At 62.4% G+C, this 21,305-nt stretch carries 20 protein-coding genes, 1 tRNA gene and 1 pseudogene; 6 read left to right on the forward strand and 16 right to left on the reverse strand.

All coding sequences use genetic code 11. The annotated features are described in order from the left end of the window. Positions 1-12: 12 nt before the first annotated feature. The 4 genes from QOL79_RS15355 to QOL79_RS15370 form a co-directional block, all read right to left on the reverse strand. Positions 13-1,191 carry a DUF2059 domain-containing protein gene (locus tag QOL79_RS15355; protein ID WP_231729149.1) on the reverse strand — a complete coding sequence of 393 codons (1,179 nt, stop codon included), beginning with the start codon at positions 1,189-1,191 and terminating at the stop codon, positions 13-15. A gap of 23 nt (positions 1,192-1,214) precedes the next feature. Beyond that, positions 1,215-2,657: an NAD(P)-dependent oxidoreductase gene (locus QOL79_RS15360; RefSeq protein WP_058457231.1), complete on the reverse strand. Its 1,443-nt coding sequence runs from the start codon at positions 2,655-2,657 to the stop codon at positions 1,215-1,217. Between the two features lie 159 nt (positions 2,658-2,816). Beyond that, positions 2,817-3,617 carry an undecaprenyl-diphosphate phosphatase gene (locus QOL79_RS15365; RefSeq protein WP_058457232.1) on the reverse strand — a complete coding sequence of 267 codons (801 nt, stop codon included), beginning with the start codon at positions 3,615-3,617 and terminating at the stop codon, positions 2,817-2,819. Between the two features lie 124 nt (positions 3,618-3,741). After that, on the reverse strand, positions 3,742-4,674 hold the full coding sequence (locus tag QOL79_RS15370) for a complex I NDUFA9 subunit family protein (RefSeq protein ID WP_058457233.1): 933 nt from the start codon (positions 4,672-4,674) through the stop codon (positions 3,742-3,744). A gap of 200 nt (positions 4,675-4,874) precedes the next feature. Here QOL79_RS15370 and QOL79_RS15375 point away from each other — a divergent pair. Together QOL79_RS15375 and QOL79_RS15380 are read left to right on the forward strand one after the other, a co-directional pair. Further along, a tRNA-Leu gene (locus tag QOL79_RS15375) sits at positions 4,875-4,961 on the forward strand. 257 nt (positions 4,962-5,218) lie between these two features. Then, a pseudogene (locus QOL79_RS15380) lies at positions 5,219-5,686 on the forward strand (RES family NAD+ phosphorylase); the annotation flags it as partial. Between the two features lie 93 nt (positions 5,687-5,779). Here the strand turns inward: QOL79_RS15380 and QOL79_RS15385 are convergent. Further along, the gene (locus QOL79_RS15385; protein WP_283420061.1) at positions 5,780-6,502 is read right to left on the reverse strand and encodes an RES family NAD+ phosphorylase; all 723 of its coding nucleotides are present in this window, start codon (positions 6,500-6,502) and stop codon (positions 5,780-5,782) included. After that, positions 6,477-6,866 (reverse strand): MbcA/ParS/Xre antitoxin family protein, encoded by a 390-nt coding sequence (locus QOL79_RS15390; RefSeq protein ID WP_226019584.1) that lies wholly within the window; start codon positions 6,864-6,866, stop codon positions 6,477-6,479. The genes QOL79_RS15385 and QOL79_RS15390 overlap by 26 nt, the downstream gene beginning before the upstream one ends. Positions 6,867-7,005: 139 nt before the next feature. On the opposite strand from QOL79_RS15390, the gene QOL79_RS15395 reads away from it, so the two are divergent. The 3 genes from QOL79_RS15395 to QOL79_RS15405 are packed head-to-tail and all read left to right on the forward strand — an operon-like array spanning position 7,006 to position 9,297. Then, entirely contained in the window at positions 7,006-7,665 is a 660-nt protein-coding gene (locus tag QOL79_RS15395) for a multiubiquitin domain-containing protein (protein ID WP_226019583.1), read from the forward strand. After that, positions 7,640-8,824, forward strand: a complete 1,185-nt coding sequence (locus tag QOL79_RS15400; protein WP_226019582.1) for a ThiF family adenylyltransferase — start codon at positions 7,640-7,642, stop codon at positions 8,822-8,824. The genes QOL79_RS15395 and QOL79_RS15400 overlap by 26 nt, the downstream gene beginning before the upstream one ends. Beyond that, a complete protein-coding gene (locus QOL79_RS15405; RefSeq protein ID WP_283420062.1) occupies positions 8,824-9,297 on the forward strand; it encodes a ubiquitination-like system serine protease family protein in 474 nt (157 codons plus the stop codon). The genes QOL79_RS15400 and QOL79_RS15405 overlap by 1 nt, the downstream gene beginning before the upstream one ends. A gap of 33 nt (positions 9,298-9,330) precedes the next feature. Here QOL79_RS15405 and QOL79_RS15410 read toward each other — a convergent pair whose 3' ends face one another. The 10 genes from QOL79_RS15410 to QOL79_RS15455 all read right to left on the reverse strand — a co-directional run bounded on the left by QOL79_RS15410 (position 9,331) and on the right by QOL79_RS15455 (position 19,162). Further along, positions 9,331-10,227: a DsbC family protein gene (locus QOL79_RS15410; protein ID WP_283420063.1), complete on the reverse strand. Its 897-nt coding sequence runs from the start codon at positions 10,225-10,227 to the stop codon at positions 9,331-9,333. Next, the gene (locus QOL79_RS15415) at positions 10,224-11,603 is read right to left on the reverse strand and encodes a TrbI/VirB10 family protein (RefSeq protein WP_283420064.1); all 1,380 of its coding nucleotides are present in this window, start codon (positions 11,601-11,603) and stop codon (positions 10,224-10,226) included. Before QOL79_RS15415 ends, QOL79_RS15410 begins: the two co-directional genes overlap by 4 nt. Before the next feature lie 8 nt (positions 11,604-11,611). Next, on the reverse strand, positions 11,612-12,175 hold the full coding sequence (locus QOL79_RS15420; protein WP_129405225.1) for a type IV conjugative transfer system protein TraE: 564 nt from the start codon (positions 12,173-12,175) through the stop codon (positions 11,612-11,614). A 12-nt stretch (positions 12,176-12,187) separates the two neighbouring features. Next, the gene (gene traL / locus QOL79_RS15425; protein ID WP_070157786.1) at positions 12,188-12,475 is read right to left on the reverse strand and encodes a type IV conjugative transfer system protein TraL; all 288 of its coding nucleotides are present in this window, start codon (positions 12,473-12,475) and stop codon (positions 12,188-12,190) included. Between the two features lie 34 nt (positions 12,476-12,509). Then, positions 12,510-12,824 carry a hypothetical protein gene (locus QOL79_RS15430; protein WP_066559731.1) on the reverse strand — a complete coding sequence of 105 codons (315 nt, stop codon included), beginning with the start codon at positions 12,822-12,824 and terminating at the stop codon, positions 12,510-12,512. A gap of 349 nt (positions 12,825-13,173) precedes the next feature. After that, the gene (locus QOL79_RS15435) at positions 13,174-13,413 is read right to left on the reverse strand and encodes a hypothetical protein (RefSeq protein ID WP_283420065.1); all 240 of its coding nucleotides are present in this window, start codon (positions 13,411-13,413) and stop codon (positions 13,174-13,176) included. Continuing rightward, positions 13,407-14,108: a DUF4158 domain-containing protein gene (locus tag QOL79_RS15440; RefSeq protein WP_255631073.1), complete on the reverse strand. Its 702-nt coding sequence runs from the start codon at positions 14,106-14,108 to the stop codon at positions 13,407-13,409. Before QOL79_RS15440 ends, QOL79_RS15435 begins: the two co-directional genes overlap by 7 nt. A gap of 482 nt (positions 14,109-14,590) precedes the next feature. Next, complete coding sequence (locus QOL79_RS15445) at positions 14,591-15,523, reverse strand: electron transfer flavoprotein subunit alpha/FixB family protein (RefSeq protein WP_124809289.1); 933 nt, start codon at positions 15,521-15,523, stop codon at positions 14,591-14,593. Between the two features lie 100 nt (positions 15,524-15,623). Further along, entirely contained in the window at positions 15,624-16,376 is a 753-nt protein-coding gene (locus QOL79_RS15450; protein WP_124809290.1) for an electron transfer flavoprotein subunit beta/FixA family protein, read from the reverse strand. 272 nt (positions 16,377-16,648) lie between these two features. After that, the gene (locus tag QOL79_RS15455) at positions 16,649-19,162 is read right to left on the reverse strand and encodes a TonB-dependent receptor (RefSeq protein ID WP_225011209.1); all 2,514 of its coding nucleotides are present in this window, start codon (positions 19,160-19,162) and stop codon (positions 16,649-16,651) included. 477 nt (positions 19,163-19,639) lie between these two features. Between QOL79_RS15455 and QOL79_RS15460 the strand changes: the two genes are divergently transcribed. Then, entirely contained in the window at positions 19,640-21,010 is a 1,371-nt protein-coding gene (locus QOL79_RS15460; protein WP_124809292.1) for an IS1380 family transposase, read from the forward strand. Positions 21,011-21,305: the final 295 nt, after the last annotated feature.

The raw sequence follows: 21,305 nt of genomic DNA on the forward strand, positions 1-21,305 counted from the left end.
CCGCGGCCGCTTCTATTTTCCGGATGGCTTCTTCTTGCGCGCGTTGGCGATAGCCGCTTCCTGCGCGTCATAGGCGGCGCTTGCGGCGCTGCTCGCCGCTTCCTCGAGCTGCTCGACGCGGGCGCGATCGGCGGCCGACCAGTTTTCGCGGTCGAAGGCGGGATCGTCGATCGCCTCCCCGGCAGCGTCCGCAGCCGCTGCCGCGGCCTCGGCGACATCGGCCGCAGCAGCATCGGCGGCGGCATCGGCGGCGCCCCAATCCTCGCTTGCTTCGACCGCGTCCTCGACCGGCGGGCTGTTCCACGCGTCGCGGTTTTCCTTCAGCGTCTTGACGTCGACCTTCATCAGCTTGGCGAGTTTCGCCAGCTCGGCGTCGCTCATGTCGGTAAGCTGCTTTTCCTTGGGCAGCGCCTTGAACTTGCCTTCGATCTCGGGCCCGCGGTCGATGAACTTGCCGACCAGCGGCGGCACCGCCTTGATCATTGCCAGCATCACCTCGGGATCGGCCTGGAGCGCCATCCATTCGGCGCTGTACGCCTTGCCCGTCGGGGTCGCGAAAAAGGCGTTCATCTCGCCGAGCTGCGCGGCAGAGAATTTGCGCGCATAAGCGTGCGCGAGCCCGCTCCGCATCGGTCCTTCCAAGTCGGTGAGCGCTTCGCTGATCAACGGCTTGACGACCGTCATCAGCTGGTCCTCGCGCTGCTTGCGATAGGGGTCGAACAGGTCGGCGATCGCGGTCTTGCTCTTCTCGTCGAGCGTCGCGATCTTTTCGCTGTCGACGCCGGTCTTGATCGACAACATCACGTCGGACATGCCGCCGAACTCGCCGAGCAGGCCCTTGAAAAGCTTGCCGTAGAGATTGTCGAGCATCTTCTCGAGGCTGCCCGGCGGGATCAGCGCGGTGGTCGTCGTTTGCGCGAGCGCCAGCTGTGCGGGCGCGACGGGTGGCAGCTTGTCGGTGCCGAAGATCTTCTCGACCAGCTTGATCGCTTCGTCGATCTCCTTCTGCATCTTCGCTTTGGCGTCGGCCATTGCGGCCTCGCTGTTATATTCGGTCTCCGGAATCGTCTCCGGTTTCGTCTGCGAAGGTTCGAAAACGACGACAGGCGCTTCCTTGTTCGGCGCAGCAAAAGCCTGCGCAGGCACGATCAGCATGGCGCCGGCGAGCAGCGCGGATTTCCATTTCGACATAAACATGATCCTTCCCCTGTTGGTCATGCTGCCTTCTTTTCGCTTATCGCCTTCGCTTTCAACCACTTTGCCATCTGATCGCTGACGTCGCGGCCGTCGCGGATGCCCCAGACGACCAGGCTGGCGCCGCGCACGATGTCGCCCGCCGCGAAAACGCCGGGCAGGCTGGTCATCATCGTCTGGTGATCGACGCGCAGTGTGCCCCAGCGCGTGACGCTGAGGTCGGGCGCGCCGAACAGGTGCGGCAGCTCTTCGGGGTCGAAGCCCAGTGCCTTGATCACCATGTCGGCGGGCAGGTCGAACTTGCGGCCGGGATCGGGCTCGGGGCTGCGGCGCCCGCTCGCATCGGGCGCGCCAAGGCGCATGCCCTGCACCGCCACCTGCTTGACGCTCTTGTCGGCGGTGAAGCTTTCGGGTGCCGAGAGCCAGACGAACTCGACGCCTTCCTCCTCGGCATTGGCGACCTCGCGCTGCGAACCCGGCATATTCTCGCGGTCGCGGCGATAGAGGCACTTCACCGACTTGGCGCCCTGGCGCACCGCGGTACGGACACAGTCCATCGCAGTGTCGCCGCCGCCGACGACGACGACGTGCTTGCCCTTGGCGTCGAGGCGGCCGTCCTCGAATTCCACGACGGTGTCGCCGAAGCTCTTGCGGTTCGAGGCGATCAGATAGTCGAGCGCGGCGACGACGCCCGCGGCCTCGTTGCCCGGTACGTTGATTTCGCGCGCCTTGTACACGCCGGTCGCAACAAGGATCGCGTCATGCTTTTGCCGCAGCTGGTCGAGCGTGGCATCCTTGCCGACCTCGAAGCCGAGGTGGAAATGGATGCCGCCGTCCCGAAGCCGCTCGATGCGGCGCATCACGACATCCTTCTCGAGCTTGAAGCCCGGGATGCCGTAGGTGAGCAGCCCTCCGGCGCGGTCGTGGCGGTCATAGACATGCACCTCGTGCCCCATCGCGCGCAGATATTCGGCGGCGGTCAGGCCCGCCGGGCCGGCGCCGATGATGCCGACCGACTGGCCGGTGGGCGTGCCGACATACAGCGGCTCGACCCAGCCTTCGGCCCAGGCGGTGTCCGTGATATACTTCTCCACGCTGCCGATCGTGACGGCGCCGTGGCCCGAAAATTCGATCACGCAATTGCCTTCGCACAGCCGATCCTGCGGGCAGATGCGGCCGCAGATTTCGGGCATGGTCGAGGTCGCGTTCGACAGCTCATACGCCTCGCGCAACCGCCCTTCGGCGGTCAGGCGCAGCCAGTCGGGGATATGGTTGTGCAGCGGACAATGCACCGAGCAATAGGGCACGCCGCATTGCGAACAGCGCGCGGCCTGCGCATCGGCGTCGGGCGCCGCATAGCGCTCGGCGATCTCGCGGAAATCGCGCGCGCGCTCCTCGGCCGACCGCTTGTCAGGGTAGGATTGTTCACGCCCCACAAACTGGAGCATGCGTTCGGAAGCCATGCAGTATCCCCTTCGTTGCGGGGGCGATGGCATGGCTGGGAAAGGCCTGTCACGAAGGAAATGCCGATTAGGTCAATAATACTGACCTTAAATCAGACGCTCTTGGACTGCACCGGCCTTACTGCGCAATTATGTTTCGCATATAATACCAAATCGGCCCTATCTTGCGGCGAGCCATACTAGCGCGGCCACGCCGACGATGATTCGATACCAGGCGAAAGGCGCAAAGCCATAGCGGGTTACCACCGCAAGGAAGGCCTTGATGACCGCCCACGCGACGACGAACGATACGAAGGCGCCGAGCGCGATCAGCCCGATGTCGTTCTTCGTGATCGCGTCATGATGTTTGGCGAGTTGGAGCACCGTGGCCCCGGTCAGCGTCGGCAGCGCGAGGAAGAAGCTGAACTCGGCGGCGGTCTTGCGATCGATACCGAGCGCCATCGCGCCCATGATCGTCGCGCCCGAGCGGCTGACGCCGGGGATCATCGCGATGCACTGGACCAGCCCGACGATGATCGACTGGCGCGTCGAGAGCGCCGCGACGCCGCCGCTTTCCTTCGGCTTGGCAAAGCGCTCGACGATCAGGATACCGACGCCGCCGATGATCAGCGCCCAGGCGACGACGACGGCATTCTCGAGCAGCGCCTCGATATAGTCGCCGAAGGCGAGCCCGAGCACGACGGCGGGAATGAAGGCCAGAAGCAGGTTGCGTACGAAGGCGAAGGCGACGGGGTCGCGCCGGAGTAGCCCGGTGAAGATGTCGCGGAAGGTGCGCCAGTAAAGCACGACGATCGCCAGGATCGCGCCGGGCTGGATCGCGATGTTGAACACCGCCCATTTCGCCGCGTCATAACCGAGCAGCTCGGTCGCCAGGATCAGGTGGCCCGTCGAGGAAACGGGAAGAAATTCGGTCAGCCCCTCGACGATGCCGAGGATAATCGCGGTCAGCCAGATGCTCATGGGATTCCGTCTTGAAGGTTGCGAATAAACGAAAGGGCGCCCGACCGATGCCGGACGCCCCTTATGTCCTCGGCCGAGCCTAACAGCCCGCGCGCTATTTTCCAGCCGCTATTTCCGGCCGCTATCAGGCAGTCTGGGCGAAGCGGCCGTGGCGGCGATATTGCACCAGCCAGCCTTCGGCGACCGCGGCGAGCGAGGTCGGGGTGATGCCAAGCTGGCCGAGGCTGGCGGCGCCAGCCGCGACGACATTGTCGCGCTGGAGCATCAGCCACTGGTCCTTCGTGATCGGTGCGCCGGGGGCCCAGCCGAGGCCGGTCGCAAGCGCATCCGAGACCATGTCGGGCAATTCGACGAACAGCCGCTTGCGGCCCGTCGCCTCCGCGATCCACCGCTGCAGGTCGAGCATCGTCAGAACCTGCGGCCCGCCGAGCTCGAAAATCTTACCCGCGGCCTCGTCACCGAGCGCGGCGACCACCGCATCGGCGACATCGCCGACATAGACCGGCTGGAACTTCGTCTCCGGCGCGATCACCGGAAGGACAGGCAGGAAGCGGATCATCGTCGCAAAGCGGTTGATGAAATTGTCCTCGCGGCCGAACAGGATCGAGGGACGCAGGATCGCGGCGTCGGGAAACGCCTTGCGCACGGCGGCTTCGCCCTCGCCCTTGCTGCGACCGTAGGCCGAAGGGCTGTTGCTGTCGGCGCCGATCGCCGAGATATGGACGAGCGCCTGCGCGCCCGCGGTCTTGGCGGCGGCCGCCACATGGCGCGCGCCATCGGTCTGCACGGCAGCCATATCGTCGAACGCGCCGACGAGATTGATCACCGCATCGCTTTCCTGCACCGCGCGCGCCACGCTTGCGGCGTCGCGGACGTCGGCGGCGACGAACTGCATCTGGCCGAGCCCGCCGAGCGGCTTCAGGAACAGCGCCTTGCGCGGCTCGCGCTCGGCGATGCGGACGCGCGCGCCGCGTGCGAGCAGCCGCTGGACGACATAGCGGCCGAGAAAGCCGCCGCCGCCGAACACGGTGATCAATTGTCCGTCAAGCTTTTGCATGATGTGCGCCTGTGTCCGATTCTCTGGCGGCGCACACGGCGCCGAATGCGCTCCCCATGCCGCGAAGCGTCCGCCGGAGCAAGGGGGCAGGGTGTACGGTACGACGCGAAACCGCGGCTTGGCGAATAAAATTGCGCACCGCGCGCTCGCGCGGTTGACAAGCCGGTCACGCCGCCGCTAAGCGCCCGCTCCTACCCCGTGCCCAGATGGCGGAATTGGTAGACGCACCAGCTTCAGGTGCTGGCGATCGCAAGGTCGTGGAGGTTCGAGTCCTCTTCTGGGCACCATTTGTTCTTCTCAGAAGAACCCAGCAAGTGTATTAAACCCGCAGAAATCCAAGGGAATTGGCCCTTGGATCGTGCCGGATCGTCCCGCCTTTTCTCGGGGGTTCCGCACATTTTTGCGGGCCTTTTACGGGCCTTTGCGAAAACCACATTGGGAAAAGGCCCGCCCATGCCTCTGACCGAAACCCGGCTTCGCGCACTCAAGCCAAAGGACAAACCGTACAAGGTCGCCGACGACCGCGGATTGTACATCGAGGTGTCGGCCAAGCCGCTTTACCGATGGCAGTTACGGCGTGCTCTACTTGGGCGACCGGTTCGAGACCGCACTGTTCGAGACGATCCACCACCATGCCCGCTTCATGGCCCGGACGAAGGAAGCACCTGGCTGGACCTCGCAGTTCCGGGAGATCGTCATGTCAGTCGATGCTGACTTGCATGATCTCCGAACTCTGGCGGGGGAGCCGGTTCCGGCGCTCGATCCCCACAGCTATGCCGCATCCCAAGCGGTCGCGCGGCACCTCAAGGCCGCGGGATCAAACGGCATTGCCTACCCGAGCATCCGGCACACCGGCGGGGAATGCGTCGCGCTCTTCTACCCGGACTGCGCGTCAAATCCTCTCCAGGGGCGGCACCTTGACTACCACTGGGATGGCGCGCGCGTCGACCTCGTGCGTGATGCCGGATCAGGGGCTGTTTTCCGTATCGTCGACCTGCCTAGCAATGACTGACAGCAATTGCCGATTAAGAGCAGGCGTCCAAGGAAGCCGGATAGGCCTTCCAAACTGGACATCGGTTCAGAGGGCCGGGTCATAGCTTCATCACTAAGCGGCAAGAACTTGGTCTATCCCGCACAGATCTTCCGGGGAATATTGGACGTCGGAGGCAAACGAGTAAACCGTGCGGACGCGACTGCCATCCCAAACGAACTTGAAATGATCGCGTTGAACGGCGCGCTCCAGCACGTCGCCTCTAAGCACGCTCACGCAGAGGCCTGATGGTCGCTCGGCAGGCCTGAAAAGCAGACCATCGAAGCCCGCTTCCGCAATCAGAAGACCGCGCCGACGCCGTTCTGTAAGATCAAGCTCGGGATCCCAGTCACGCCCATCGACAAATCGTCCCTTCACCTGCCGCGAGAGTTCGCGCATTTCCAGGCCAATCGGCGCTTCACCAGTCTTGCTGAGGAACGTCTCGCGCTTTCGGATCGAGATGGCCAATGCCGTTTGCATATCCGCGGCCAGCTCGAGCGCGGGGCGATCCGCGTCGAAGAAACGCGTGCCGTCCGGGTTCGGGTAGGTGAATGGCGCGTGGTTCCAGTTTTGCAGAAGCGGACCATTTCCATCCACGACTTTCGCCCCGTTCATCAGACGATTCCGTTCGCGCAAGCGCGGATTGGTCAGCGATTCAATCTCGGCCAGCGCTTCGCTGCGATCATTTGCCACACGGGCGAACACGTCGATGGTGGGGAAACGCGATGGAATGAGCGTGAAGAAGGGCTGCTCGATATCTACCGCAATGAATTCATCCGCCACGTTGCGCATCCACATATTGTCTCACGCGATAGATATCCATCACCTGACCGCCGCGCATGACATCAAGGGCACTTTGCCCGTTGAACTGGGCATTGTGCCGGCGAATCCAACCATCGGCAGCGCGAGTGTCGGGCAACAGAATCTCGAGCGCTTTATGAATCGCCAGTAGGTGGGAAACGCGTTCGACCGTGTCGCGCGGGAGCGATCCGCCATCCTTCTTCCATTTGAAAAAGGTCGATCGGCCGGGTGACCCGAGCAGTAGCAACTGGTCCTCGGTCGACAGCTGCCATAATTCCGCCAGCCCTTGGAATGCCTCCATTGCCGCTGGAATCGCGGGCCTCCCCTCGCCCGATTGGGCGGTGGGTTCGAGCTTAACCACGCATAATTCTCCCTCTCATCCAGATTTGGACTTGAAACGCAAATCAGTCCCGATGTAGATAGTCCGCATCGGGACTCGATGCTGATCCTAGTCCATGGTGGATTCGGGATCAAGAGTCGGCAGAATATGGAGCACCGTTATGGCCAAGGGCCACGACAAATTTCAGTTTAGCGTCAACGGTGTCCTTCATGGCACCGGAGACAAGTTTCTGGACGGTAGCCAGATCCGCGAGATTGCGGGGCTTGAACCTGCCAGCGATTTCGTTCTGATCCAGATCGAAGGCGGCCTCGCCCGTTCGATCAGCATCGAGGAGGAGGTCAAGTTCGCAACCGGCGAGATCGCGGTCTTTCTCTCATTCGCCGGCGACCGCACCTACAACTTCACCGTCAATGAGCGGGGCTGGGAATGGGGTTCCCCGACGATCCTCGCCGCCGACATCTATCGCTATGGCAAGATCGACGAAGAGCTTGAGCTCATCCTCGACAGCGCTGGCGATGCCGTCATCCCCAGCGATGGGGAGGTGACGCTGGATGGCGCCGGGGTCGAGCGGATCCGCAGCCGTGAACCCAAGACGGTAACCATTAAGGTCAACGGGCGGCCCCGGAGCGTGGAAAAGCGCCCGCACAGCTACCGCGAGATCGCGGCGATCGCTTACCCCAACCCTGACTTTGAGAACTTCAACTACACGATCACCTATCTCCACGGTGTCCATGGCGCCGAGGGCGATCTCGTCGAAGGCGAGACCATTCAGGTGAAGAAAGGGATGGTCTTCAATGTCCGCCGCTCTGATAAGTCGTGATCCCCATCTCAAGCGCCTCGTTGAGGAGGGCTTCGAGATCGAGGTGCGCAACAGCCACTTGATCGTGCGGAGTATTCCGCACGTCACGGTTGACGGAAATTTGGCAAGGGGCGTGCTCACCTGCGCCCTGTCGCTAGACGGCACGGGCCTCACGGCAACGCCGCAAGGCGATCACACGATGTATTTCGCAGGGGGGACGCCGTGCCATCGCAACGGCGCCCCCATGGGGAACATCATCAACAATTCCCAGAAACAGCGCTGCGGCGAGATGGACGTGGATCACTATCTCTCGTCCAAGCCCGAGGTCACCCACCGGTACGAAAATATCTATGACAAGGTGGTCGCCTATGAGCGACTGATCGGCGGCGCTGCCCGGTCTCTCGATCGGACCGCCAACGCCCGGACCCATGCCAAGGCGATGATCGCCAATGACGATAGCCCGTTCGCCATTCCCGATTCCGCCTCGGCCCGCTATCGAATTGGCGGCGTGAACCGCAAGCTGAAGGGACGGGTCGCGATCATCGGTCTTGGCGGAACCGGATCGTTTCTGCTCGATCTGCTGGCGAAGACCTGGGTTACCGAAATCCATCTTTATGATGGCGACCAGCTCTTGAACCACAATCTGTTCCGGTCGCCTGGCTCACCGGAGCCGGAACTGCTCAAGGGTTTCCCCTACAAGGTCGACTATTACGCACAGGTCTATGCCCGGATGCACACGGGCATCACCGCGCATCCTGTTCGGGTGACAGCGGCTAATGTGGACGAGCTGGCAGGCTTCGATTTCGTATTCGTCTGCGTCGATAAGGGGTCTTCACGCCGCGAGATAGCCGAGGGATTGCTTCGGCTGGAGATCCCCTTCGTCGATACCGGGATCGGAGTAGGCCTGGAAGAGGATTGTCTTGATGGCTGCGCCCGAGCAACCTTCATCCGCCCCGGCATGGCCTGGTCCGAAGTCGAACGGTTGCTGCCGTTGGGCGATGACAAGGAGGAGGACGACCTTTACCGGACAGATATTCAGATCGCCGCTGTCAATTCGCTCAACGCCATCATGGCGATCATGCGATGGAAGCGCTGGTCGAACTATTTTCGCGACGAGCGGAACGAGGTGAACTCGGTCTACATGATCGAGGGCAACAACATCTCGAATAGGGCCGCATAATGGCCCGGGTCGACAGGCTCAAAACCGTCTTCGTGGATGAAATACCCGAGATTCTCGAAGACGGCATCCTGTATGTCTCGGAGGAATGCCGCGTCGCGTTGCATAATTGCGCATGCGGGTGCGGGGAAGAAGTGTCCACACCCCTCGTTCGTACCGAGTATCGACTGACGATAGAAGGGGATGCTGCATCGATCTGGCCTTCGATCGGCAATCACGACTTCGCTTGCGCTTCACATTATGTGATCAAGCAGGGCGAAATTCTCTGGGCAGGAAAGATGTCTCGCGGTGCGATCGAGGCAGGGCGGGAGCGAGACCGGAGGCTCAAGCGGCCCCCTGCTCCAAAACCGTTGCCTTCGCGCATACCGGCACCCAAACCGGGGCATGCGCGGCTTTTCCGCCGAGGCCGTGTCCGCAAACAGCGAGCCCATCAGCGCATCGCGCGCGCTGGCAAGCGAGAGAGTCATGGTTTTTGACCTTCCTGAGAAGCGGGCTCCTCATGGTGTGCATCAGGGTGGGGGACCCGGGCCGGGAGGGAGGCAGTCCCGGGTCCCCCGGCCGGCGCGTGCTGCAAGGGGGCAGTCAGCACGTCCGGCACGGCGGTGGTGGTAGGATCGGCAGGAAGATCGGCCGGGGGACCGACCGGGCGCGGCGGCTCCGCCGCGCTCTCGGGATGACGAGCGGCGCTCACTGCACGGGCGAGTGCCCGAGCGACTTCGCGGCGGCTCACCGGCATAGGCGGCATGGAGCGCGGCGGCCGGATCGGACGCGCAGAGGACGGCCTCAGACAGCGCCCGGCTCTTGGCGCCGAAGATCGAGATCGGCCGTTCCTCGACCTGGACGTTCGCCTTCGTGAGTTCGCCGGTCAGCCGCTGGCAGTAGCCGCAGTGGAAGTCCGAAAAGACCACCACCTTGGGACCTGCCGGATTGCCCCAGCGCACAGCGCCATCGGCGGGCAACTTGGCGAGATCGACCTTGGTCGGGACCGCGTTCGCCGGCTCTTCGTCCTGCGCCTTGCTCTCGGCGCCCGCGCGCGCTGCGCCGGCGGCGATGAGGTCAGGGTTGAGCTCGAGCAGGCGCGCTGCCGTCACATCTCGGCGCGTCTCCATATCGTAGAGCCGCCCCACCAGGAGGTAGCGGGCAGACGCATCGACGTAGAACAGCGTGCTCCCCGACACGACCTCGCACAGCCCGCCGAAGCCCTCGCAAGTGAGTGCGTCGATCGGCGTCTTGGGAAGGCGTGCCTTGAGTGCAGCGCGCACGGCGCTCGAGGTGTCGCTCGCCTGGGCCGGCGCAGACGTCACCGCCGCGAGACCGAGGCTGACGACGGCGAAGGCCGTCGTGAGGGCAAGCGCTGCCGTTGCGGCGCGGGCTTTGAAACCCGGCCGGAAATCCGTGTAATTCATTTCGTGTTGCTCCTGACGTGAACGCCGTCGAGAAAGACGATCTCGACCTCGATGCCGGTCGGCATCTCGACGACGGGTTGGTATTGTTCGGCGCGTTCGATGAGGTACTTGCTCACCGTATCGGCGGCCTCGCCGGCGCCCTGGCCGATGCCGCCCGTGACAATGTCGGTCGGCGAAAGTGCCTGCCGCTTGCCATCGGCCCCGATCTGACCGGTGAAGATGCCGTTGGCATTGGCAGAGAAGCCCCGGCCAAAGCCGCCGACGATGCCGGCAAGGAGGGCTTGGCCAACCAGACTGCCTTCGCGGCTGACGACACGGCCACGCACGCCCGACTTGCCGGCAAAGCTGATGAAGCCTTTGACCTCGCTCACCGCATAGCGGCCGCCCGGCTGCGCGCAGGTCATGCGCGCCAGCTTCACATAGACTTTCTCGCTGCTGAGATCGCCGCGGGCCGCGCCGTTGACGAGGCAGCCGGTGATGTCGGTCGTCAGCACCTTGCCGCCGCGCATGACCGAGCGTGCCGGGCCGGTAATCCGCAGCACCACTGGGAGCGGATCGGTCTGGCTGGCGACACCGGTCGAGGCGTCGACCCCGACAATGACCCGCGCCGGCGCATAGCTGTTGGGCGGCAGGTAATCGGGGCTGTCCTGCAGCAGGAGCTGCGGGGCGGCGGTGTCGCCGGCCGGCTTCTTGGGTCCGGCACCGCCGGTCTCGAAGCTCATCAGGCTGACCTTGGCATCCGCTGACGGGCCATCGGCGGCCTGCCGATTTGCACCGGGCGCCGGGTTGCCAGCACCCGGAGTGACACCAGGGCCATAGGCTGGGGGCGGCATGACCGGTGCAGCCGATGCGCGCGAGGTCTGGTCGAGCTGTACCTTCAAGGCCGCGTTCTCTGCCGAGATCGCATCGATCGCGTGCTGACCGTCGGTGCGCATCGCCGCCTCGTCGGGACCTGCCGCCTGCTCCCAGTCTTCGGCCTCGTGGGTCTTCAGCGCAGGGTTGGTGACGAAGATCTGGCTCGCCTCTTGGGCAGCCGTCCGGCACGCGAACTTGTAGACGTAGCCCGCCTTGCTCGTGGCAAAGAAGCCCACCCGGTCGGCGGCAAACTGCGGCGGGACCGAAATGTAAATGTCGCCGCGGACCGGCTCATGGGTCACAGTGAAATCGTTGTAGGGATATGCGCTGGCGATCTTCGAGACGTTGGCAAAGCCATCGTCGATGAGCGCAATGCGGGTCAGCTCGCCGCGCGAGAGCACGCAGTCGATCTTGGCGTTGTCGGCCGCTTCGACGAATTGGTCGGCAAAGGCCGGGGACACGCTGAACGCGAGGGCGCACAGGGCGGCGCCAAGCGCGGTCGTGGGGGTAAGATAGCTCATGGCCGTCTTCAGTCCTTCTGGCTTTGGTCTTGCAGCTGCTCGAAGCCGGTGAGCCCAAGGGCGAGGCCGTGCCGGCTCCAGCGGAACCGGAAGCTGCGATCGTTGCTGGCGATCACCTGCGCGCCGACGAAGGTCTTGAGCGTGCCGGTGACGGTCGAAGTGAGGGCGGCCGGGTCGACCTCCATCTTGCGGATGACGAAGACCTGGCTGATGTCCGAGCCGCGCTGCTCGTCGACGATCTTGACGAGCTCGGCCTTGAGGCGGCCGTGAGCGGCCGGATCGGCGAGCTTCAGGATCTCGGCCATCCAGTAGTCGAGGCCTTGCGGGCTCCGATTGAGCAGCATCAGCGCAGTGTCGCGGGTGACGAGCTCGAGGTAGTGCGCGTCCGGTCCGGCGCTGGAGAGCGAGAGCCGTTCGCTGGTCACCGGGACCAGCACAACCTCCCGGTCCCGGGTTGCCGCTGCCCCCACGCTAAGCAGCGTGGTGACAGCCAGACCGCCGGCGACCAGAGCCAGCCAATTGCGCTGGCGCAGGTATTTCTGGGCCTCTTCGTATGCGAATTCTGCGCGCATCGCTTGTCTCCCTCAGCCGGCCAGGAGGCGGCAATGGGAGGGCGGCGTGGCCTTCAGCCCGAGGAAACCCCCGGGCATGTACCAGTAGGCAGCATGCACCAGCGCCGAGCCCGCGTTTCCGGATTTCGCCTTCCGCAAGACGAACCAGGCCGCAAAGGCGAGAGCGATCCCGATGAAGATGTGCTGCGCCAGGATCCCCCAGGCAAAGGGGATCAACAGCCCCGCGAACTCGTCGATGGTCCAGAAGCCGATGAGCTCCGGATCGTCGAGCCGTTGGGGAACGAGGTACTTGTCGGCCATGATGCCGCCCTCCCGCCGTGACCGGATCCGCTGATCAGATGACCGCGGTCACGACCGAGGTGACGATCGGCACGCCGGTGCCGACGCCGATGCCGACGCCCACCGGGACGGCGATCTGGCCGAGCGTGAAGCGACCCGAAGCGAGGCCGATGAGGCCACCCGCGAGGCTGAGCACGGTGATGATCTTGCCGCCCGAGCCCTCGAGAAAATCGGTGAACTTCACGAGAGCGGGATCGAAGGTGGTGTCGGCGCCGGCATAAGCCGCGCCGGCACCGGCGAGCGCCACCAGCGCGGGCAGGATGTAGTCCTTGAGCTGGGTACGCCGGGGAAGCTGGAGAGGGGTATTCATGAGGCAGGGCCTTTCGAGGATTGAAGGAACAGCAAGCGGCGAACCGTTCGCTGTCTGTTCTTCGTGATCCCTCGATGGGCCTGTAGGAAATCGCGACCGTCGTTCGAGGCCTGCCGACTAAGCAAAAAGCGACATCCACCGGTGTGTGAGCCGGGAATCGCGCTGCCTTGATCTCTTTGAGCGCCGATCTGGCCGAAGATCGCGCGAACCGGGCCGGAGTCTGCGCCGAAGCGGTCGGTCTCTGCGCGAATCGCTGAGCGCGACTGATTCGCGCCTTCCTCAATGTTCCTTTTATGTTCTTTTCGTTTTCCTACAGCCTTCCTCTTCCGATAGCCGGTGAGTCGATCATTCAAGCCAGAGGAGAAACAGCAATGATCGACATGGGCGTACTTGGTGAAAGCCAGAGCCTCCGGGCTTGTCGCCAAAGATCGGCGATCCGGTAATCAATCATCCCCAAACCATCGTCGGTGAGACGCAAAAGTTGCAGTCGCAGGAAGCACGCCAGTTCGAGAATTTTGCGCTCACCGCGCATCCGCCTGAGCGTCGCGGGCTTGCGGTACAACATCGATCGCGCCTGAGCTTTCAGCATTCCGGTCGACAAGCCGAGGTCCAGCTTGTCGGCACCAAGCTTTTCAAGAAATCGATCTTCGCGATATGGTCGGCGAGGCCTTTGGTCTTACGAGAGGATGGGCCGTCTCGAAGCCATTCGAGCCGCGTTTTGCCGGTTGTTATCGTCTCCGACAGTCCCGGCAGCCAGGCCTTCGTCTGCTCCGCTCCGACTGCGGTCATGACGCCGGCCAACAGCCCCGCATCATGGTGGCGCCGGGCGGCTATTGCCGAACTCCTCAGTCGCCGCGAGGGAAGTTGGATATAGCGATGGTCAGCGATCCATGCACGCGCAGCTCGTTCTAAGTCGTCCGCCAGGAATTTGTCGCCGGCCTCGCGTCGCAGATGGCCGTTTAGCGCGCGTTCGCCATGTTCGGTGAGGTCGCGCAAACCCAGAGCCCGCTTGGCCACCTCCTGGTGCTCAAAAAGGGTGCGCCGTCGACGATACAGCGCACGGATCGAAGCCAGGTGCGGCGGCGCAATTTCGAGTTCAGCGCCCAAATGAGCCAGCACACGCGTTGGAATCATCTCAACGGAATTGAGCGGCGTTCCGGCGAGCCGCAGGAAACCGATCTGCAGCGCCACGCCCAACCTGTACAATGGACGACGTCGGCGGTTGACAGTTCGCCGCTCATCCTCGGCGAACGAGAAGAAATGCGCAATTTCAGAATCGGTCAAGTCGTCTGGAAACCGGTCCCCACCAAGATATTGTCGAAGTGGTGCGCCCACGACTCGATCCTCCTTAGGATGAGCCTACACACCGCAGGCAAAAGGTCGTAAAATCTGGCGGCCAATAAATATCAATGGCTTACTGATTTCTATCGATGTTAAATCTTATATTTCCGCAACTTGCTTAGTGGCACTTTTTGCACAATGGCTACGAGAACCCATATTTGCGCCTCCGAAAAATTTGATCTCTTCATCACACACTCCGTATCCTGGACCTCCGTTCATAACTGGAATTTTCCAGCTCCGAACGGTCCAAGATTCCGGGTGCAGGTCAGCCGGCGGTGAACGCGCGGTAATCGCTGGCAATTACTAAGAATGAGTCTGTGCCTGCCTCAATCCGGTCCGGAACCGATCGGTCGCTTCGACCAGTTCGCTGACGCCACCGACTGCCTCGACAGGTTGCTCACAGCTTTTCCGGTTCTGCAGGAGCGTCAAAGCTTGCCCGTCAGTTCCGGGACCAGGGTGAACAGGTCGCCCACGAGGCCGATGTCGGCGACTTGGAAGATCGGGGCGTCCTCGTCCTTGTTGATGGCGATGATGGTCTTGGAGTCCTTCATGCCGGCCAAGTGCTGGATCGCGCCCGAGATGCCGACGGCGATGTAGACTTCGGGGGCCACGATCTTGCCGGTCTGGCCGACCTGGTAGTCGTTGGGCACGTAGCCTGCATCGACCGCCGCGCGGCTCGCGCCGATGCCAGCGCCGAGCTTGTCGGCGAGCGGGGTGATGATCTGTTCGAAGGTGGCCGCATCCTTCAGCGCGCGGCCGCCCGAGACGATGATCTTGGCGCTGGTCAGTTCGGGGCGCTCGCTCTTGGCGATCTCGGCGCTGACGAAGCTGCTGAGGCCGCTGTCGGCGGTGGCGCTGACGGTCTCGACGCTGGCATTGCCCCCGCTGGTGGCGGCCTTGGCAAAGGCGGTGCCGCGCACGGTGATGACGAGCTTGGCGTCGCTGGACTCGACCGTGGCGATGGCGTTGCCGGCGTAGATCGGGCGGGTGAAGGTCCTGGGCCCCTCGACCGAGAGGATGTCCGAGATCTGCATGACATCGAGCAATGCTGCGACGCGCGGCGCGACGTTCTTGCCCGTGGTGGTGGCAGGCGCAACGAAGGCGTCGTAATCCGCCATCAGGCCTGCGACGAGCGGGGCGACGTTCTCCGCCAGCGCATTGTCGAGGCTGGCGTCGTCGGCCTTGAGCACCTTGGCCACGCCCGCGATCTGCGCGGCGGCCTGTGCGGCACCATCGCAGTTGGCGCCGGCGACCAGCGCGGTCACTTCGCCAAGCTGGCCCGCAGCGGTGACGGCGGCGAGCGTGGCGTCCTTGACGCTGGCGTTGTCGTGTTCGACCAGAACGAGAACCTTGGTCATCGTATCATTCCTTTCAACCCAACCCCGTTCGTGTCGAGCGAAGTCGAGACACTGCGAGCGTGGCTCGACTTCGCTCGAGCCGAAAGGAGGTGGTGAGTGTTCAGGCTACGCCCAATTCCTTGAGCTTGGCAACCAGCGCATCGACGTCGGGCACCTTGATCCCGGCGCTGCGCACCGGCGGTTCGGTGACCTTGAGCGTCCTGAGGCGCGGTGCGATGTCGACGCCGTAGTCGGCAGGCGTCTTGTTCGCGAGCGGCTTGGACTTGGCCTTCATGATGTTGGGCAGCGAGGCATAGCGCGGCTCGTTCAAACGCAGGTCGGTGGTGACCACGGCGGGCAGAGCCAGCTTCACCGTCTGCAGACCGCCGTCGATCTCGCGCTTGACCACCACGGCATCGCCCTCGACCGAGACCTCGTTGGCGAAGGTCCCCTGCGGGCGGCCGAGCAGCGCGGCGACCATCTGGCCGACCTGGTTGCTGTCATCGTCGATCGCCTGCTTGCCCGTGATGATCAGGCCGGGGGCTTCCTCGTCGGCAATCCCCTTGATGATCTTGGCCACCGCCAGCGGCTCGACCTCGACGCCGTCATCGACCTGCACCAGGATCGCCCGGTCCGCGCCCATCGCCAGCGCCGTGCGCAGCGTCTCCTGCGATTTCGCAACGCCCACCGACACCGCCACGATCTCGGTCACCACGCCCTTCTCCTTCAGGCGTATCGCTTCCTCGACCGCGATCTCGTCAAACGGGTTCATGCTCATCTTCACGTTCGCAAGATCAACCCCCGTGCCATCCGCCTTCACCCGAGGCTTCACGTTGTAGTCGATCACGCGCTTCACGCAGACCAGGGCTTGCATGGGCAAACATCTCCGACGGCAAGGATGTCTATCGACCACGGATGGGTTCGTTCAAAGGAATGGGAGACAGCGGAACCCAAGTTCGCCGATGAATTTCCTCAATAGTAATAAAAAGACCGAGGAGCTATCGGCATCGACATTGTTGGCAAATGATACTGGCAATTATCTGGTTCAGAAAATCGCAGTTCAAAGAAGCCGTAGGTTGATGAAGACGCCGTAGCTACCTCGGTAAGGGTGGAACTTTACTTACGAAAAAATGCCTGAACCACGCCTCAGAACTTATAGGAGAGATCCACGCCGAACCGGCGCAGCGCGCCGCCTGCGATAAAGTCGCCCCCGAATTCCGGCGCGATCACAACGTCTTCAACGTAGTGCTTGTTGAAAAGGTTGGTAGAAAATGCCGAAATCGAAAAACTGCCGACATCGACGCCCAGCCTTGCGTTGACCGTCGCGAAAGTATCGCGTGTGGAATTGTCGTAAGTAGCCGGTAAGCCGAAGATCGTGGGTGTGGTATTTCGCTGAACCGTGTGAAATGGCGTCGGACCGACAACCCTGAAGTCGACACGGCCGACAAGATTGACAAGATCCGTGACGGGGGCGTTCATCTGAACGCCCCCGTTGATCGAAAAGTCAGGCGTCGCAGGAGATTTGTTTCCTACCGTATAAGGGCGGCCGGAATTCTTCTTGATTTCGCTCTTTGTATAATTCCCGTTGACAAACATCTTGAAAATTGGGGAGATCCTGTAGTCAATCGATCCTTCTATTCCGTAGATTTTCACCTTGTCGATGTTCGAGGTGCTGCGCAGCAAGCCGAAATCACCCACGAAGAATTCAAAGAACTGCATATTCTTGACGTTGGTCAGGAAGCTTGCCACCTCGAAGTTGAGGCCGTTGAACGGACGTCCCTTCACCCCAATCTCAAACGCGCTGTTGGTTTCCTTCTTGATCAGGTCCGGAACCGAGATTCCCGCGCTGATGCCCACGGGCGGTGGTGGATTGAAGTAGCCGTTGATGATCGCCTCGGTGCCTGCCGGATTGAAGCCGCCAGCCTTGAAGCCGATGCCCCAGTTCCCGAAGATCGTGAGATCATTGTTCGGCTTGTAGGTGATCGTTATCTTCGGCTGGAGTTGCTTGAAGGTTGAAGAAATCGGCGCGATCACCCCAGATGGGTTGTATGCCGGATCAAGGCCGGGGTTGAGGAAATAGTTCGAGGGAGTCGTCGCGGTTCCAATCGGATACCCGGTACGCGGATTGCCAACCCAGCGCGTGCGAGCATTTACCGGAACATTGTTGATACGGTCACGCGCTTCGATATCATAGCGTAGCGCGACACCGAGGCGCAGCTTGTCGGTAGCGTCCCAGTCTCCGGCCGCAAATGCGGCATAAACATTGGTCCGATAGTTGTCATCTGTCAGGTTTTCGGTCGGGAAGCGGGGGTCCATCGTAAAGCACTGACGCGTCCCGCCAAGTCCCGTGTCAAGCGTCAGGTTCACACAAACCCGCCTGTCGATGAAGATGTAGCTTCCACCCAGCTGCCAGTTGAAGGAAGAGCCTTCCCCACCCATGAGCCGGATTTCGGAAATTACGTCTGTCTGCGTACGGCGATTGCCCTGGATGCCGTCGCAAGTGGAAGGCGAATAGGGCATCGCAAAGCCGAATGCCGCATTGTATTTCGTGAACGGTGCCTGGTTGACAACCCCTGCGGTGGCCGCACGGCTGCGGAGGCAGGTCGGTTCATTGTTGAAGAAGCCGAACGCGCCGCTGGTCCCACCGGCAATGTATTCGTTCTTGTTGTTGTTATATGCGACAACACCGATCAGCGAACCGAAGTCGAAATTCTGTCGCAGCCTCATCGATGCGCCATAAGTCCGCTGCCAGTGCTTGGCCTCGGTGTCATCGGTAAAGATGAACTTGTGATCGCTGACCTTTGCGTTGAATATCGGATCGTTGAACGCCTGGGCGAGCGTAGGAATCTGGAAAACCGCATTGAAGCTCAGTGCGCCGCCGTGGCTCCTGCCATAGTTGGCCTTCAGGTCGATTTCGGTATCGTCCGAAGGTGCCAGCAGGATTCGCCCGAAGAGGTTCAGCTTGTTGTAGCTGTCTACCGATGCCGGATTGCCGCGATAACCATAGACGCTCTGATGCAAATCCGATCCGACAAACGTGTTGCGATAATAGCCGTCCGACTTGGTCCACTCACCGTTAAGTACGAACCCGACACTGTCGGTGATGGGGCCGCTCAACAGTCCGGACATGAGGTACGTATTGTCGTTCGCGACACGCCCCTTGATCTGCCCGGACAATTCCGGCGTAGGCTTTTTGGTGGTGATCACGATTGCACCGGCCGACGCATTGCGCCCGTAGATCGCGCCTTGCGGACCCTTGAGGATTTCCACCTGTGCAAGCGCACCCTGGGGCTCGTTGGTCGAGGCGATACTCGTCTTGAGCACGCCATCGACCACCAAGGCAATGTTGTTCTCCGCATCGCGGGGGCTGTTCAGGCCTCTGATGTTGATCGACACGTCGGATGGATCGGTCGTCGCGGTTTGAATGGTGACACCCGATGTCAGGTTCACGAAATCGACCGCGACGCGTGCCTTGGTGTTTTCGATCGTGTCTGCGGACAGCACGGCCACCGACGCCGGGACATTCTTCAAGGATTCGTTCTGCTGCCGTGCGGTAACAATGATTTCCTCGACTTCGCTTCCGGATGAAGTCTGTTCAGCCTGGGCATCATTACTGCTCGCAACAGCCTGTGCGCTCACATTCCCAGGGATCAGCGCCAAGGCCCACGTACAGCCACACATGAGACGCGATATTGTTTTCAAATTCATTTTGCCCTCTCCCTTGCTTACCAAGCTCGGCTGTGCGCGCCGTTACAGTTGCGCATAGGTGTCCAGATGCAGACTTGGTTTCCCGTTGGGGGTAAAGCCGAAGAGGCGCATGAGTCTTGGAGATCCTTGCGAACAAGGATTGAACAATCCTGCGAGGGTGCACCAAGAAGGCTTGCCCCAATCACCCTGCATTCCGCTCAAGAAGCATCAAGGCTGCCGGCGCAGAAGGCACGCTTCTTGTCGAGCCGGAAGGGGCCACGATCCGACGGGGAACAAGCCCAATGGGGGGACACCCTTCCGGTTGCGCCCGATGGGTGGCTAGCCCGTCTTATTCACCGGCGGGGGCCTGAAGGGTTGGCGGGAGTGGCATAAGCCTCTGATCTGAATTAGGAACTGGGTGTCTACGCCGACCCTGCTGCAGGGCAGAAAATGCCACAGGCCACACCCGCCATGAAAGACGTTATCTCAACCTCATTCCGATTCCCAGCGGTCGGCGGGAAGAAGATCACAGCCGCGTTTGATGGTGGCCGACTAACCTCGGACGGCGGCGTTCTGCTGCTTGCGCAGGCCGAGCGCGCGATGGGGCTCTGCCGGCGGCTTGCGAGTTGCATCGCCGACCCGCGTGACCCGACGCGGGTGATCCATCGCCTCGATGACATCCTACGTGCCCGGGTGTTCGCGATCGCGTGCGGCTATGAAGATGCCGATGATCTCGACGCCCTGCGCGACGATCCGGGCTTCCGCCTGGCGCTGGGCAAGTTGCCGGGATCGGGCGCGGGGCTTGCCAGCCAACCGACGATGAGCCGCTGGGAGAATGCTCCGACCACACGTGAGCTGGCCAGGATGATGGCTGAGATGATCGGCGTCTACTGCGCCAGCTATCCGGCTCCACCGGCGGCGGTGACGCTGGACCTCGATGATACCTGCGATGTCGTGCACGGCTATCAGCAGTTGTCCTTCTGGAACGGGCATCACGGTGAGCGCTGCTTCCTGCCGATCCATGTGTACGACACCGCGACCGGTCGTCCGGTCGCGATTCTGCTGCGCACCGGCAAGACGCCGTCGGGCGCCGAAGTTGCCGGCCACATCCGGCGCCTGGTGCGTCATATCCGCCGGTACTGGCCGGAAACGCACATCACCTTCTGCGGCGACGGGCATTATGGCCGCCCCGAAGTCAAGGCCTTCTGCGAGGCCCACCGCGTCGATTACGTGTTCGGCTTGCCGACCAATGCCGCGCTGCGTGCTGATACGGTCATCGTTGCCATCGTCGATGCCTGCGCGGTCAAGCGGGCCACGGCCCAGTATCCGGTCCTGCGCAACTATGCCGAAACGCACTACGGCGCGAAGAGTTGGAAGTGCCAGCGCCGCGTCGTCGCCCGGATCGAGGCCAGCACGCTGGGCATGGACATCCGCTATGTCGTCACCTCACTGACCGAAGGCTCAGCCGAGCATATCTATGACACGCTCTACTGCGCGCGCGGCCAGACCGAAAGGCTGATCAAGCGCCACAAGGCTCAACTCGCTAGCGATCGCACCTCGTGCCGATCCGCCAACGCCAACCAGATGCGCCTCATCCTCCACACCGCTGTCTACTGGCTGATGTGGCGCATCCAACAGGAAATCCCCAAGACAGCCGCGCTCGCCACAGCCGAGTTCGCAACGCTACGCCTGCGGCTGCTCAAGGTCGCTGCCCGCGTCATCGAAACCTCCTCGCGTATCCATCTCGCCTTCGCGTCAGCCTGCCCGGACGCCGGCGTGTTCAAAGCCATCGCCACCATTCTCCGGCCAGCACCGACATAGCCAGTGCGGCAGTGCCGATGAAAGCCCGAGCCCTCGTCCATCAACCTCGAAAAGCCCATCGCTCCTGCTGCGGGGAAAAACGCCGGCGCCGGCGCTCGCCCAGATCACGCGGCAACCGACCCACCAAACCCTAAACACCCCAGTGCAGCGGGCTCATGAATAAGCCGGGCTAGAGGCGATGCCGCGAAATCGAGCCTTGATTGCTGACAACCCCTCGATCGACGGGCCACAAGCAGCGTGTCCCCCGCACGACCGAACCTGTCACGGCCTTGCGGGGGATGGGGAATGCAACAGT

Origin of the sequence: Sphingopyxis sp. Geo48 (assembly GCF_949769155.1) — a bacterium.
Taxonomy (GTDB): domain Bacteria; phylum Pseudomonadota; class Alphaproteobacteria; order Sphingomonadales; family Sphingomonadaceae; genus Sphingopyxis.